Below are 13,047 nucleotides of genomic sequence, written 5' to 3' on the forward strand. Positions count from 1 at the left end.
TCAGGGCCGCACGGTCAGGACCACGCGCCGGTTGCGCTGGCGGTTCGCGTCGCTGTCGTTGGGGTGCGCCGGGCGCCGCTCGCCCCAGCCGCGGGTGCGGACCCGCTGCCGGTCGACGCCCTGCCCGATCAGCCAGGCGGCCACGGCGCGGGCCCGCCGCTCCGAGAGCCGCTGCCCGTACGCCGCGTCGCCGCGGTCGTCGGTGTGCCCCTCCACGAGGAGCACCCGCCAGCGCGGGCCGGAGCGGGCCTGGTCCAGGATCGTGCCCAGCGCCGCGACCGCCTCGGGACGCAGGATGGCCTCGTCGGTGTCGAAGAGCACCGCGGCCGGGGCGACCCAGGACGTGCTGCCGTCGCCGTCCACCCGCCCCAGCCCGCCGCCGATCTCGGTGCGCTCGAGGCGCTCGGGGTCCACGTCGACGTCCGGCAGCCGGACCGGCGGGATCCGCACCGTGGCCACCAGGTCGTCGCCCGGCCGGGCGGCGCCGTCGCGGGAGAACCCCTCCCGGATCACCCCGTCACGAGAGGTGGCCAGCACGCCGCCGTCGCGCCGGACCCGGCAGACCTGCTCCGCCCGGGCCCCGGGCCGGGTGTCGCCGGGCACGGTCACGGCGGCGTACACGCGGTCGCCCGCCCGGGTCTCCGGGATGACCGCCGGAGGGATCGTCGCGGCCGTGACCTCGACCGCGCCGAGGCAGCCGCCAGGGGCGTCGTGGCGGACCACGCAGCCGGCGTCGACGACCTGGGCCGGCACCTCGGCGGCGGGGGCGAGCTCCTCACCGGTCTCGGGGTCGGTCACGGCCGGCACCTCGACGGCGGGCACGCGCACGTCGGGCAGCTCCTCGACCTCGCGCCCCGGCCCGGGCTCGCACCGCGGGTCCGCGGTCGGCGGGGCCACAGACGGGCCCACAGACGTCGACGGCGACCCGGCGGACGGGGACCCGGACTCGGACGTCTCGCCGGCCTCGTCGGCGCCACCCGAGCACGAGGTGGTGATCAGCGCCGTCAGGACCATCAGCGCCATCAGCATGGCCAGCACCGCCACCGCCCTCATGGTGCCTCCCGCCGGTCGACCGCGCGCCTCGGCCCGCCAGTGTGGACCGAGGGGGCGCCCGCCGTCGAGGGGTGCGGCACTCAGCCGGCCCGCCCCAGGGCGCGGTAGGTCCAGTCGGCGCCCTCCCACTCGGCGCGGTCGAGCGCGTGCCGCCCGTCGACGATCGAGCAGCCGGCCACGACCTGGCTGAGCCGGCGGGGGTCCAGGGAGCGGAACTGGTCCCACTCGGTGAGCAGCACGACCACCTGCGCGCCGGCGGCCGCGTCGAAGACGCCGTCCGCGTAGTTCAGGGTCGGCTGGACCCGGCGGGCGTTCTCCATGGCCTCGGGGTCGTAGACGGTCACGACGGCGCCCTCCTCCTGCAGCATCCGGGCCACGTCGAGCGCCGGGGCGTCCCGGACGTCGTCGGAGTTGGGCTTGAAGGCCGCGCCGAGGCAGCACACCCGGACCCCGTCCAGCGAGCCGCCGGCTTGCTCGCGCACCAGGTCGACGGTGCGCGAGCGGCGGCGCTGGTTGATCGCGTCCACCTGGCGCAGGAACGCGACCGACCTGCCGACCCCGACCTCCTCGGCCCGGTGCACGAAGGCCCGGATGTCCTTGGGCAGGCAGCCGCCCCGAAGCCGAGGCCGGGGTGCAGGAACCGGCCGCCGATGCGGGAGTCGTAGGAGAGCGCGGTGGCGAGGTCCTGCACGTCGCCGCCGGTCGCCTCGCACACCTCGGCCATCGCGTTGATGTAGGAGATCTTGGTGGCCAGGAACGAGTTCGCGGCGACCTTGACCAGCTCGGCCGTCGCGATGTCGGTGGTGACCACCGGGACCCCGGCCCCGATGACCGGCGCGAACGCCGCGCGCAGGGACTCCTCGGCCCACGCGGACCCGACGCCGAAGACCAGTCGGTCCGGGCGCATGGTGTCCTCCACGGCGTACCCCTCGCGGAGGAACTCGGGGTTCCACGCCAGCTCGACCTCGGTGCCGGCGGGCGCGTTGTCCTGCACGAGCCGGGTGAGCCGCGCGGCGGTGCCGACGGGCACCGTGGACTTGCCGACCACCAGGCACCGGCGGCGCAGGTACGGCGCGAGGTCGCGGGTCACGCCCTCGACGTAGCGCAGGTCCGCGGCGTGCGAGCCGACCTGCTGGGGCGTGCCGACGCAGATGAAGTGCACGTCGCCGAAGTCGCCGGCCGCCGAGAGGTCGGTGGTGAACGACAATCGGCCCGAGTCCAGGGCCTTGCGGAGCAGCTCGGGCAGACCCGGCTCGTAGAACGGCACCCGGCCCTCGTTGAGCGCGTCGACCTTGGCGCGGTCGGTGTCGACGCCCAGCACCTCGAAGCCGAGCACTGCCATGCAGATGGCGTGCGTGGCGCCGAGGTAGCCGGTGCCCAGGACGGTGAGCCGGGGCGTGGTGAGTCGGGGAGTGGTCGGTCGGGGAGTGGCGAGGGTGGACATGGTGGAGCCCTTCGGGTCGGTGGTCAGGAGCACGAGATGTTGCTGAGGCCCTCGCCGGCGCCGGCGACGGTGTTGTCGCAGCGCACGACGTTGGAGCCGGGTGGCCACGACGAGATCCCGGCGCCCGGCCCCTGCACGTCGGCGTGGTTCGCGGCGAAGACGTTGAAGTCGCCCCAGCCGTCGAGGATCTGGTGGGTCTGGAACCCGTCCTCGGGAGCCGTGGTCCCGGTGTTGCCCTGGACCAGGTAGTTGTTGCCCTTGAGGTCGACCCAGGAGTCGGCGCCGGTGAGCGCGGACCCGTCGAAGGTGTTGTCGAGGACGGCGCCGCCGGTGGTGCCCTCCTTGACGTCGATCGCCTCCGCGGCGGTGCCGGAGAAGGTGTTGGCGATGACCACGTTGCGGTCGCTGCGGTCGGCCTCGCAGTCGGTGTAGGTGCACCAGTTGCTGACCGCCGAGCCGAGGTAGACGCCCTCGCCGTACTTGTCGCGGCGCAGGCCGGTCTCGCCGATCGCGTTGTCGCGCACGACGGAGTCGGTGCTGTGGCTGCGCAGGTGGATCGCCTCGTCGCCGGTGCCGGAGACCGTGAGGCCCTGGATCACCGACCATGCGGTGCCGTCGGCCACGACTCCCTTCTGGCCGCCGGAGACCGTGAAGCCGACCAGCCGCCAGTAGCGGGCGCCGTCCAGGTGCAGCGCGTAGTCGCCCTCGACGTCGCCGCCGTCGAGCACCGCGGCGGACGTCCCGCACAGGAAGATCGGTGCCTCCTCGGTGCCCGAGGCCGTGGTCGCGAAGCTGCCGGCGTAGGTCCCGTCGGCCAGCTCGATGCTGTCGCCGGGGGCCGCCGCGGCGAGCGCCTGCTCCAGGTCGCTGGTCGAGGTCACGGTCGTCGTCGCGGCTGGGCACCGCACCGGAGCGGTGTCCGGCAGCGGGCCCTCGCCGGCCGGGGCCGCGTCCGGGAGGAGCGGCGCGGAGTCGGGCTGGTCGCCCTCGTCTCCCTGGTCCCCCTCGTCGGGCTCGTCGGACTCCTCCTCGGACTCCGTCTGCGTGGGGGAGGGCGGCTGCGACTCCGGCAGCAGGGTGGACTCCGGGATCTCCGGGATCGTCGGAGCCGGCGGCACGGTCGGCGTCGCCACCCCGTCCCCGGCCCGCGCTCCGGGGTCGTCGTCCGGCCACGCGGCGACGATGCCGAGCGCGAGGACCATCCCGAGGATCACTCCGCCCGCTCCCGCGGCGAGCAGCCGCGCGCGGGGCGACTCGGGCAGCCTCATGGCCGGCTCCCGTCGCCGGCCCGGCCGACCTGCACCGGTGTCGGGTCCCAGGCCGGGGCCTTGTCCAGGTACGGGTGCCGGCGGGAGCGGCGGCTGCGGGCGCCGCGCACGGCCGTGAAGAGCAGCAGCGCGCCGAGCAGGCACCACAGCACCGTCAGCGGCTGGGCGAACCGCTTGAGCGTCACGAGGAACGGCGTGGTGTCCTGCCAGCCGTCGCTGTGGTTGACCCAGCCGTCGGTGTCCAGGTCGTGGGCGCGCCCGACCTCGACCGCGCTCGGGCCGCGGCCGCTGATCTTGTTGTTGCGCAGGCTCGAGGAGCCGACCTCGCCCACGAAGCTGACCGCGTGGACGCTGGCGCCCTCCAGGGTGTTCTGGTCGATCTCGGCGCTGGAGTCGCGGACGTAGACGCTCGTCTCGCCGCCGCTGACCACATTGCCGGTGACGACCGCGCCGGAGACGCCGTCGCGCAGCGCGACGCCCTGGTCGTGGGAGCTGCTGACCTGGTTGCCGACCACGCTGACCTCGGTCGCGTCGTCGCGGACGACCACGCCGACCGCGTTGTCGGCGACGTCGTTGGCGAGCACGCTGACGTTCTGGCCGCCGATCACCTCCACGCCGTACCGGCCGTTGCGGCGCAGCTGGCTGTTGGCGATCGAGTTGTTGCCGTAGCTGCCGACGCTGGTGCCGGTCGCGCTCGGCCCGGTCGCCAGCGGCAGGCCCGAGATCGTCACCCCGTTGCGCTCGTTCTCCTCGGCGACGACCTCCGAGAGCACGATCCCGGTCGTCGCCCGCGCCAGCTGGAGGCCGTCGAGGCCGTTGCCGGACGCGCTGGTCGTCTCCACCACCGCGTTCATGACGTAGCGGTGCAGCACCAGCCCGGAGACGACGTTGTCGTCGAAGACGCTGTCGCGGACGTCGAGCCCGTTGGCCCCGGAGACGAAGAGGCCGAACGCGCTGTCGGTCACCGCCGTGTCGGCGATGGCCGCCGAGACGTAGCTGTACTGCGGGTTGTCGACGTCGACCGTCGGCACCGGCAGGTCGCCCGCGGGCAGCACGTCGCCGAGCGCGGAGTTCTTGTTGCCGTCGACCTCCGGCGCCTTGTCGGTCACCGGGCCCACCTTCAGCGAGTCGGCCAGGTCGTGGAGCGACCCGCTGTCGGGGCGGTCGGTGCCGGTGAGGGACAGGCCGCCCGTGCGGCCGCTCCAGAAGCCGAGGCCCTCGAGTCGGGCGTGCGAGATCGACACCTGGCCGCCGATCGCCCGCAGGTAGGCACGACCGTCGTCGGTGAGCGCGTCGCGGCGTTCGGTGTCGCGGTCGAAGCTGGCGATGACCGCCGGCGAGCCGTCGGCGCCGGCGATGTTGAGCCGGCCGCCGTAGTTCACGATCGAGACGAACCCCTCGGAGTCGCTGGCCAGGTGCAGGTGCAGGCCGCCGGGGCTGGCGAGGTTCAGGGTCGCCCCGGACTGCACGACGAGGTGCTCGCTGAGCAGGTAGGAGCCGTCGGGCCGGCGTACGAACGTCTGCGGCGCCAGCAGCAGCAGGTCCGCGACCGTGTACGGGTTCGACCGCGCCGTCAGCACGAGCGTGTACGCCGACCCGGTCGAGAGGCGGTACGGGCTCTTCGCGGGCGCCTGGGTCCAGCTGGCCAGCGAGCTGACCGTCCGCACCTCGGTGAGCCGGTCGTCCTCCCCGGCGACCAGGGCGGCCTCGGACTCGGGGTCGCCGGGGTAGGGGCGTCCGCCGCTCGCCGGGTCGGCGCCGGGGTCGATCTCGGCATCGGCGGAGGCGGCGGGACCGGTGGCCCCGACCAGGAGCGCTGTGAGCCCGGCGGCCAGGAGCACCCGGTTGCGCGCGGTCCGCCGGCTCATCGGTGACCACCGGCCGCGGACAGCGCGGGCTCGACGTCCGCGTGCGTCGGCGTACGACGTCCGCGCTCGCGCTGCTCCAGGGAGGCCTGGTCCTGGCCCTCCCCGCCGATCGTCGTCTCCGAACGGGTCAGCCAGCCCTGCTTGTTCATCGTGAGGAACGCGTAGAGCTTGACCGGCAGCGCCACCATGATCACGACCAGCGTCAGCAGGGGGAGCAGCAGGATGTCCTGCGGGTGCCGGCGCAGGTGGGAGAAGCCGCGGATCCCGCGACCGGCGAGCAGCCAGACCACCGCCAGCAGCGCGCCGTGCGTGGTGAGCTCGAGGCGGCTGAAGACCAGGTAGCCGATCGTGACGCCCATGGTGACCGGCGTGAGCAGGATCTGCAGGACCGTCACCTTGGTGACGAAAGGGGTGCGCCACAGCCAGCCCTTGTAGGCGGCGGTGAGGTAGCAGCGGTAGGAGTTGCGGCTCCAGCGCACCCGCTGCTTGACGAAGGCGCGGAACGAGGCCGGGAACATCGAGAGCGCCCGGGCGGAGGACTGGTGCACTGTCTTGAAGCCCGAGGCGAGGACCAGCCAGGTCAGCCGGCCGTCGTCCCCGGCGATGCAGCGCCGGCCGAGGAAGAACTCGTTCTCGAGGTTCTCCAGCACCGGCGTCACCGCCGAGCGGCGGTACGCCGCGGTGCGGCCGGAGACGCACGCGACCGCGCCGGCGCGGCCCATCGCCGGCACGTAGTTGTAGTAGCGCAGGTTGACCATCCAGTCGGCGATGCGTCGCCACACGTTGCCGCGCGCCTCGTAGACGTTCTGCTGGGTGCTGACCGCCCCCACCTCGGGGTCGAGGAACGGGCGCTGCACGGCGAGCAGCAGGCCGGGCTCCCACTGGGTGTCGGAGTCCACCAGGACCAGGACCTCGCTGGTCGCCATCCGGATGCCGACGCCCAGGGCCGACCGCTTGCCGGCGTGCCTGAACAGCACGGGCCGCACGACCGGGTCGTCGAGCGCCTCGAGGCGCTCGAAGGCCTCGGTGTCCGCCACGTCGAGGACGATGATGATCTCGTCCGGGTGCTGGGCGCGCCAGTTGGCCACGCACCGCATCAGGATGTCGGGGTCCTCGTGGAAGCTGGGCACGACCACCGAGGTCGTCGCCGTGAAGTCGTTGTCGATCGGGCGGGCCCGAGCGGACAGCACGCACCGGTAGATCCACAGGGACCACACGATGATGCCGGCCACGGCGAGCGGGAAGGCCGCCCGCCACTCGGCAAGATCGAGTGCGGGCAGGGTGAAGTCGGCGAAGTCGGGCACGGTGGATGGACCCCCTGGAATGGCGCGGACGGCTCGACGGCGCGATCGCGCCGGGTCGGACCCGAGAGCGACGCGAATACCCGGTCACGGGTATTGGCGTCGGCTTCGACCGTAGATTCGGAAATGGCGGAAATGGGGGGTGGTTGTGGCGCCTATACCCAACAGTGGGTACCTCTGCGGTCAGGACCGCCAACATTCGGCGGAACCGCTTTTCGGGTGCTGGGGATCCTCTAGCGTCGGGTCCATGAGACTCGCGAGATGGGCCGCCGCCGCGGTGCTGTTTGCCCCGTTGCTGAGCGGATGTGGCGCGCTCGGCGCCGACGGGGATCCCGAGTTCGGCGCGCCGCAGGAGGTGGGCGCGTCGGGTCGGAAAAGCCCCGGAAATGCGCCCAGGGAATTGGTTAACCCGGCCGAAACAATTGCGTCGTCCGAGGAGGTCCGCGCGCCCGTTTTCGGCGAGTTCTTTCGTTATGGCAGCGGCTTGAAGATCCAGGTGGAGGCACCCGAGCGGTTCACGCCGTCGGCCTGGATCGAGCGGCGCCCCGGCGTTCCGGTGCGGCTGCGGGTGACGGTGCGCAACGGCACCGAGGAGCTGTGGAACCCCAGCCAGCTGCACGTGCGGCTGGCCAGCGGGTTCGCCCCGGCCGAGCCGATCTTCGACTACGACCACGACGTGGTCGCGCGCCCGGAGGAACGGGTGCCCCACGGCGAGGCCGTCACGTTCTTCGTGGGCTACTGGGTGCCGGACACCGAGCGGGTCAGCCTCGAGGTCGACCCGGGGCACGGCTACCAGACGACGGTGGTCACGACCCGGTAGCCGCCCCGGCAGCCGCCCCGGCAGTCGCCCCAGAAGTGGGACCGGGCACCGGCGGCCGCTCGTCGTACTCCTCGTGGCCGCCCTGGTCGAGCTGGAACGGCGGGTAGGCGTCGGTCATCAGGGCGGTGTAGCCGTTGACCCGCAGCCTCCAGCGGTTCAGCCCGATCACGAGGTCGAAGATCGGGCGGGGATAGCGGCCGGTGAACAGCAGCACGACCGCCGCGACGAGGACCAGGAACCCGGCCAGGCCGACCGAGGTGCCGCCGATGAAGATGCCGACCACGATGTAGTGCGGGATGGCCAGCAGCCACCACTTCACCAGCACCAGGCCGCGGGAGAGCCGCTCGGGAGGGTCGATCTCCAGGTGGGCGGGGTAGTCCGGCACGTCGTGGAGCGTGAACGGCGGATAGCGGTCGGTACCGAGCGTCGAGGCGTAGTACGTGACCCGCCAGCTCCAGCGCATCACGCCGACGTTGAAGGTGAAGAGGCCGCGGGGGTACCTGCCGGTGATCAGGATCGCGAAGAAGGCGACGATGCTCAGCAAGAAGAAGGCCAGCCACAGGAAGATCAGCACGACGTAGTGCGGGATGGCCAGCAGCCACTTGACGAGCCACAGCCCGCGACTCAGCGAGGGGTCGAGCTCAGCGTCGACGTGCACCGGATAGCGGGCAGGCGGCATGGCTGGGCTCCTCGTCGTCGGTCGCTCCCGTCCACCATCGGTCCTCCCGCGGGTCTCGTGCTCAGCCGAATCAGGTGAGGTCCGGAGCCGCCTCGCGTGCCTCGGCGGATGCGGGCGAGGCGCTCGGAACCGGAGCAACTAGGTTTGAGTCTGCTGCGGCACGTCGTCCCCGCGGCGAGGAGGACGAGGATCGCCATGTCGGCTCAGGTGCCTGTGTGGGCAGACGCGTACGAACCCGGGGTGCCCGCTCACCTCGAGTACGGCGACACCACGGTGCTCGACCTGTGGGAGGACTCGGCGCGCCGGTTCCCGGACCGGCCGGCGCTGGACTTCCTGGGCCGCGTCTCGACCTACGCCGAGGTCGACGAGCGGGTCCGCCGGGTGGCCGCCGGCCTGCACCGCCTCGGCGTCCGCGCCGGCGACAACGTCGCGCTGATGATGCCCAACTGCCCGCAGAACGTCATCGCGTTCTTCGCGGTGCTGCGGCTCGGGGCGACGGTGGTCGAGCACAACCCGCTCTACACGGCCTCGGAGCTGCGGCACCCGTTCGCCGACCACGGTGCCCGGGTGGCGATCGTCTGGGACAAGGTCGTGCCGGTGGTCGAGGAGCTGCGGGCCGACTCGTCGCTCGAGCACGTGGTCGCCGTCGACATGACCGCCGAGCTGCCGTGGACCAAGCGGCTGGCGCTGCGCCTGCCGATCAGCAAGGCGCGCGCCTCCCGTGACCAGCTGACCTCCCCGGCACCGGACGCGATGCCGTGGGCGGAGCTGGCCTCCGCGCCCCCGCTGGACGAGGCGCACCCCCGCCCGGACAAGGAGGCAGTGGCGCTGCTGCTCTACACCTCCGGGACCACCGGCGTGCCGAAGGGGGTGCCGCTGCGACACCGCAACCTGGTGGCAGTCGTCCGCCAGGGGCGGCTCTGGGTCTCCGGCCTCCAGGACGGCCAGGAGTCCATCCTCGTGGCGCTGCCGCTGTTCCACGCCTACGGCGTGACCGTCAGCGTGCTGCTGGGGGTGGCCATCGCCGCCAAGCTGGTGCTGCTCCCGAAGCCCGAGACCGGGCTGGTGATGGACGCGATCAAGCGCGAGGTGCCGAGCTTCGTGCCGGCCGTGCCGCCGCTCTACCAGCGCATCGTGGACGAGGCGGAGCGCCGGGGAGTCTCGATCGCGGGCATCCGCTACGCGCTGTCGGGGGCGATGCCGCTGTCCGCCGAGCTCGTGGAGCGCTGGGAGGCCGCGACCGGGGGCCTGCTGGTGGAGGGGTACGGGCTGACCGAGACCTCGCCGGTGATCGTCGGGAACCCGATGACCAAGGCCCGCCGGCCCGGCTCGATCGGGGTGCCGTTCCCCGACGTGGAGATCCGGATCGCCGACCCCGAGGACCTCGACCGCGACGTCCCCCAGGGCGAGCGCGGCGAGCTGCTGGTGCGCGGCCCCCAGGTGTTCTCGGGCTACCGGGGTGCGCCCGAGGAGACCGCCGCCGCCTTCCACGACGGCTGGTTCCGGACCGGTGACATGGTGACGATGGCCCCCGACGGGTTCCTGACCATCGTGGACCGGCTCAAGGAGGTCATCATCACCGGCGGCTTCAACGTCTACCCCTCGGAGGTGGAGGCGATGATCCGCACCCACGCCGGGGTCGTCGACGTCGCCGTCGTCGGGCTCCCGCACGCGGACGGCGGTGAGGAGGTCGTGGCCGCGGTGGTCCTCGTCGAGGGCGTGCCGGTCCAGCCCGAGGAGCTCCGAGCCCACTCGCGGCAGGGCCTGACGCCGTACAAGGTGCCGCGCCGGGTGGTCTTCGTCGACGAGCTGCCGACCAACCCGATGGGCAAGGTGCTGCGCCGCGAGGTGGCGGTCCAGATCCAGGACGTCTGACCAGACGGGCGGCGCCGGGTCGAGTACGGCGCCGCCCGCCGGCCAGCCGGACGGATCAGCCCGCCGACCGGCCCGCTGTCAGGAGGCCGGCCCCGTCACGACGAGCTTGCCGCGCAGGTGCCCGGCCTCGCTGCGGGCCAGGGCGGCCCCGAGCTGCTCGAACGGGTGGACCGAGTCGATGTGCACGGTGAAGGCGCCGGCCGCCGCCCGGTCCAGCACGGCGCGGAGGCTCTGCGCCGTCAGCTGGGTGGGGTCGCCGCCGGCCACGATGGCGCCGCGGGCGCTGGCGGCGAAGTCGACGGTCGTCACGATCCGCTCCGCGGGGATCAGGCCGTCGGTGCGTTCGACGAACCCGCGGCCGGCGGTGTCGATGGCGGCGTGCACGCCGTCGGGTGCGTGGTCCCGGAGGTCCTCGACCAGGAAGTCGCCGTAGCCGACCGGCTCGGCGCCGAGGCTGCGGACGTAGTCGTGGTTCGCCGGGCTCGCCGTGCCGAGCACGCGGTGCCCGGCGGCCACGAGCAGCTGGGTCACGGCGCTCCCGACCGCGCCGGCGGCCCCGTTGACGACGACTGTCGAGGCGGGGGCGAGGTCGATCAGTCCGAGGACGCGCTGGGCGGTCTCGGCGGCGGTGGCGACCGCCACGGCGGACTGCAGGTCGAGGGCGTCGGGCACCACCGCCAGGCGCTGGGCGCGGGTGACCGCGACCTCGGCGAACCCGCCGGAGTCGGCGAAACCGACCACCCGGTCGCCGACGGCCAGGCCGTCGACCGGTCCGTCGACCGGTCCGTCGCCGATGGCGAGGACCGTGCCGGCGATGTCGGTGCCGATCACGGCGGGCAGGGACAGCGGCAGCATCTCGGCGAGGTAGCCGTTGCGGATCTTCCAGTCGAGCGGGTTGACGGCGATCTGCTCGACGCGGACCTTGACCTGGCCGGGGCCGAGGTCGGGCTCGGGAACGTCGGCCGGGACCAGCCCGGCGGGTCCATAGGTCGTGAGGGTGTAGGCGTGCATGGTGGCGCTCCTGTCGTGCTAACTGGGGTGGTCGGCTCAGTGGGCCGGCAGGGCGCCGGTGAGCGTCGGGTAGTCGGTGTAGCCGCGGTGGTCGCCGCCGTACGCCGTGGACAGGTCGGGCTCGGCGAGCTCGGCGCCCGTGGCGAGCCGGGTGACCAGGTCGGGATTGGCGATGTAGAGCCGGCCGAACGACACGGCGTCGGCGTCTCCGCCCGCGACCCGGGCGAGCCGCTGCGGGTGCTCGGAGGGGTCGCCGGTGGCCGGGTTGAGGATCAGCGCACCGGACCAGGCGCGGCGCAGCACCGGCGTCAGGGACGGCGCCCCGGCCTCGACCAGGTGGAGGTAGGCCAGGCCCAGCCGGTCGAGCTCGCTGACCAGGAGCGGGTACGTCGTGTCGTGGTCGTCCTCGACCGTGTCGCCGAGCCCGTTGGCGGGGGACAGGCGGAGGCCCGTGCGGTCCGCGCCGATCGCGTCGGCCACGGCCCGGGTGACGTCGAGCGTCATCCGGATCCGGTTCTCCGGCGTGCCGCCCCAGGCGTCGGTGCGCCGGTTGGCGTTGGTGGCCAGGAACTGGTGCAGCAGGTAGCCGTTGGCGCCGTGGACCTCCACGCCGTCGAACCCGGCGGCGACCGCGTTGCGGGCCGCGGCGGCGAAGTCGGCGACGGTGGCCGCGATCTGCTCCGCGGTCAGCGCCTCGGGCTCGACGTGGTCCTGCGGGCCGGTCGGCGTGAAGATCTGGCCCGCGGCCCGGATCGCCGAGGGGCCCACCGGGGTGAGCCGGCCGTGGCCGACCGCCTCGGTGGTGCTCGGGTGCCCGATCCTGCCGGTGTGCATCAGCTGCGCCACGATCGTGCCGCCGGCCTCGTGCACGCGGTCGGTCACCGCGCGCCAGCCGGCGACCTGCTGGGGGCTGTGCAGCCCCGGGGTGAACGGGTAGCCCTGGCCCACCGGCGAGGGCTGGATGCCCTCGGTGACGATCAGCCCGGCGCTCGCGCGCTGGGCGTAGTACGTCGCGGTCTGGCTGGTGGGCTCCGTGCCGGCCGCGCGGCTGCGGGTCATCGGCGCCATCACGATGCGGTTGCGCAGGCGCAGCCGGCCGGCGGCGAGGGGTTCGAGGACGGTCATGGGTCGCTCCTTCGAGGATGAGTCCAGCGGAAGTTACTTAGCCGAACAACTAAGTTCTCGGGCGCATTCCTTGGCCGGCAAACTTTCTTGCTAGGTTGGCGCCGTGAGCGAGGGAACGGGCCTGGATGTCGCGCCGATGAGCTCCGCGGTCTTCCGGGTGGCCCGGCTCCACAAGGCCCTCGCGGGCCGGCTGCTGCGCGAGACCGGGCTCCATCCCGGCCAGGAGCTGGTGCTGATGGCGCTGTGGTCGTCCGGGCCGCAGCGGCAGGTCGACCTGGTGGCGGCCATCGAGTCCGACGCCCCGACGATGACGCGCAGCATCGGGCGGCTGGAGCGGGTCGGCCTGGTCCGGCGTACGCGCTCGCAGACGGACCGGCGCGCGGTCCTCGTCGAGGCGACCGAGGCCAGCCTCGGGCTGCGAGCGCAGGTCGAGGCTGCCTGGGCCGAGCTGGAGCGGTTGACCGTCGGGACCCTGTCCGAGGCCCGGCAGGCCGAGGTGCTGGAGAGCCTCGGCACCCTGGAGTCGAACCTGGAGTCGAATCGGGAGACCGTCGCCCCCTGACCCTCGCCGCCGCGCCGCCGCGCCGGTAGCCTGAGCCGACC

At 73.3% G+C, this 13,047-nt stretch carries 12 protein-coding genes; 3 read left to right on the forward strand and 9 right to left on the reverse strand.

Going from position 1 to position 13,047, the window contains the following annotated elements; translation table 11 throughout:
• From EBO35_RS09110 to EBO35_RS09130, 6 genes are all read right to left on the reverse strand, one after another.
• Complete coding sequence (locus EBO35_RS09110; protein WP_127481103.1) at positions 1-1,053, reverse strand: OmpA family protein; 1,053 nt, start codon at positions 1,051-1,053, stop codon at positions 1-3.
• Between the two features lie 80 nt (positions 1,054-1,133).
• Positions 1,134-1,496, reverse strand: a complete 363-nt coding sequence (locus EBO35_RS20290) for a UDP binding domain-containing protein (RefSeq protein WP_317983537.1) — start codon at positions 1,494-1,496, stop codon at positions 1,134-1,136.
• Entirely contained in the window at positions 1,394-2,530 is a 1,137-nt protein-coding gene (locus tag EBO35_RS09115) for a UDP-glucose dehydrogenase family protein (protein ID WP_317983535.1), read from the reverse strand. The genes EBO35_RS20290 and EBO35_RS09115 overlap by 103 nt, the downstream gene beginning before the upstream one ends.
• On the reverse strand, positions 2,521-3,765 hold the full coding sequence (locus tag EBO35_RS09120; RefSeq protein ID WP_206422726.1) for a right-handed parallel beta-helix repeat-containing protein: 1,245 nt from the start codon (positions 3,763-3,765) through the stop codon (positions 2,521-2,523). Before EBO35_RS09120 ends, EBO35_RS09115 begins: the two co-directional genes overlap by 10 nt.
• Positions 3,762-5,633, reverse strand: a complete 1,872-nt coding sequence (locus EBO35_RS09125; protein WP_122817431.1) for a right-handed parallel beta-helix repeat-containing protein — start codon at positions 5,631-5,633, stop codon at positions 3,762-3,764. Before EBO35_RS09125 ends, EBO35_RS09120 begins: the two co-directional genes overlap by 4 nt.
• Positions 5,630-6,937 (reverse strand): glycosyltransferase, encoded by a 1,308-nt coding sequence (locus tag EBO35_RS09130; RefSeq protein ID WP_122817432.1) that lies wholly within the window; start codon positions 6,935-6,937, stop codon positions 5,630-5,632. Before EBO35_RS09130 ends, EBO35_RS09125 begins: the two co-directional genes overlap by 4 nt.
• Before the next feature lie 481 nt (positions 6,938-7,418).
• Here EBO35_RS09130 and EBO35_RS09135 point away from each other — a divergent pair, with 481 nt between their 5' ends.
• Positions 7,419-7,754, forward strand: coding sequence for a hypothetical protein (locus EBO35_RS09135; protein ID WP_164477880.1), 336 nt, complete (start codon positions 7,419-7,421; stop codon positions 7,752-7,754).
• On the opposite strand, the gene EBO35_RS09140 is transcribed toward EBO35_RS09135, so the two are convergent.
• A complete protein-coding gene (locus EBO35_RS09140) occupies positions 7,741-8,433 on the reverse strand; it encodes a DUF4389 domain-containing protein (RefSeq protein ID WP_122817434.1) in 693 nt (230 codons plus the stop codon). The genes EBO35_RS09135 and EBO35_RS09140 overlap by 14 nt on opposite strands.
• Before the next feature lie 195 nt (positions 8,434-8,628).
• Between EBO35_RS09140 and EBO35_RS09145 the strand changes: the two genes are divergently transcribed.
• Entirely contained in the window at positions 8,629-10,308 is a 1,680-nt protein-coding gene (locus tag EBO35_RS09145; RefSeq protein WP_122817435.1) for a long-chain-fatty-acid--CoA ligase, read from the forward strand.
• A gap of 78 nt (positions 10,309-10,386) precedes the next feature.
• Here EBO35_RS09145 and EBO35_RS09150 read toward each other — a convergent pair whose 3' ends face one another.
• Both EBO35_RS09150 and EBO35_RS09155 read right to left on the reverse strand, forming a co-directional pair.
• Positions 10,387-11,319, reverse strand: a complete 933-nt coding sequence (locus EBO35_RS09150; RefSeq protein ID WP_122817436.1) for an NADP-dependent oxidoreductase — start codon at positions 11,317-11,319, stop codon at positions 10,387-10,389.
• Positions 11,320-11,355: 36 nt separating this feature from the next.
• A complete protein-coding gene (locus EBO35_RS09155) occupies positions 11,356-12,444 on the reverse strand; it encodes an alkene reductase (RefSeq protein WP_122817437.1) in 1,089 nt (362 codons plus the stop codon).
• Between the two features lie 103 nt (positions 12,445-12,547).
• Between EBO35_RS09155 and EBO35_RS09160 the strand changes: the two genes are divergently transcribed.
• A complete protein-coding gene (locus EBO35_RS09160) occupies positions 12,548-13,006 on the forward strand; it encodes a MarR family winged helix-turn-helix transcriptional regulator (RefSeq protein WP_241153941.1) in 459 nt (152 codons plus the stop codon).
• Positions 13,007-13,047: the final 41 nt, after the last annotated feature.

Source organism: Nocardioides pantholopis (assembly GCF_003710085.1).
GTDB lineage: Bacteria > Actinomycetota > Actinomycetes > Propionibacteriales > Nocardioidaceae > Nocardioides > Nocardioides pantholopis.

Coding starts and splice junctions, on each gene's coding strand:
- EBO35_RS09110 (WP_127481103.1), bottom strand. CDS start 1,053: ATGAGGGCGGTGGCGGTGCTGGCCATGCTGATGGCGCTGATGGTCCTG.
- EBO35_RS09120 (WP_206422726.1), bottom strand. CDS start 3,765: ATGAGGCTGCCCGAGTCGCCCCGCGCGCGGCTGCTCGCCGCGGGAGCG.
- EBO35_RS09125 (WP_122817431.1), bottom strand. CDS start 5,633: ATGAGCCGGCGGACCGCGCGCAACCGGGTGCTCCTGGCCGCCGGGCTC.
- EBO35_RS09140 (WP_122817434.1), bottom strand. CDS start 8,433: ATGCCGCCTGCCCGCTATCCGGTGCACGTCGACGCTGAGCTCGACCCC.
- EBO35_RS09145 (WP_122817435.1), top strand. CDS start 8,629: ATGTCGGCTCAGGTGCCTGTGTGGGCAGACGCGTACGAACCCGGGGTG.
- EBO35_RS09150 (WP_122817436.1), bottom strand. CDS start 11,319: ATGCACGCCTACACCCTCACGACCTATGGACCCGCCGGGCTGGTCCCG.
- EBO35_RS09155 (WP_122817437.1), bottom strand. CDS start 12,444: ATGACCGTCCTCGAACCCCTCGCCGCCGGCCGGCTGCGCCTGCGCAAC.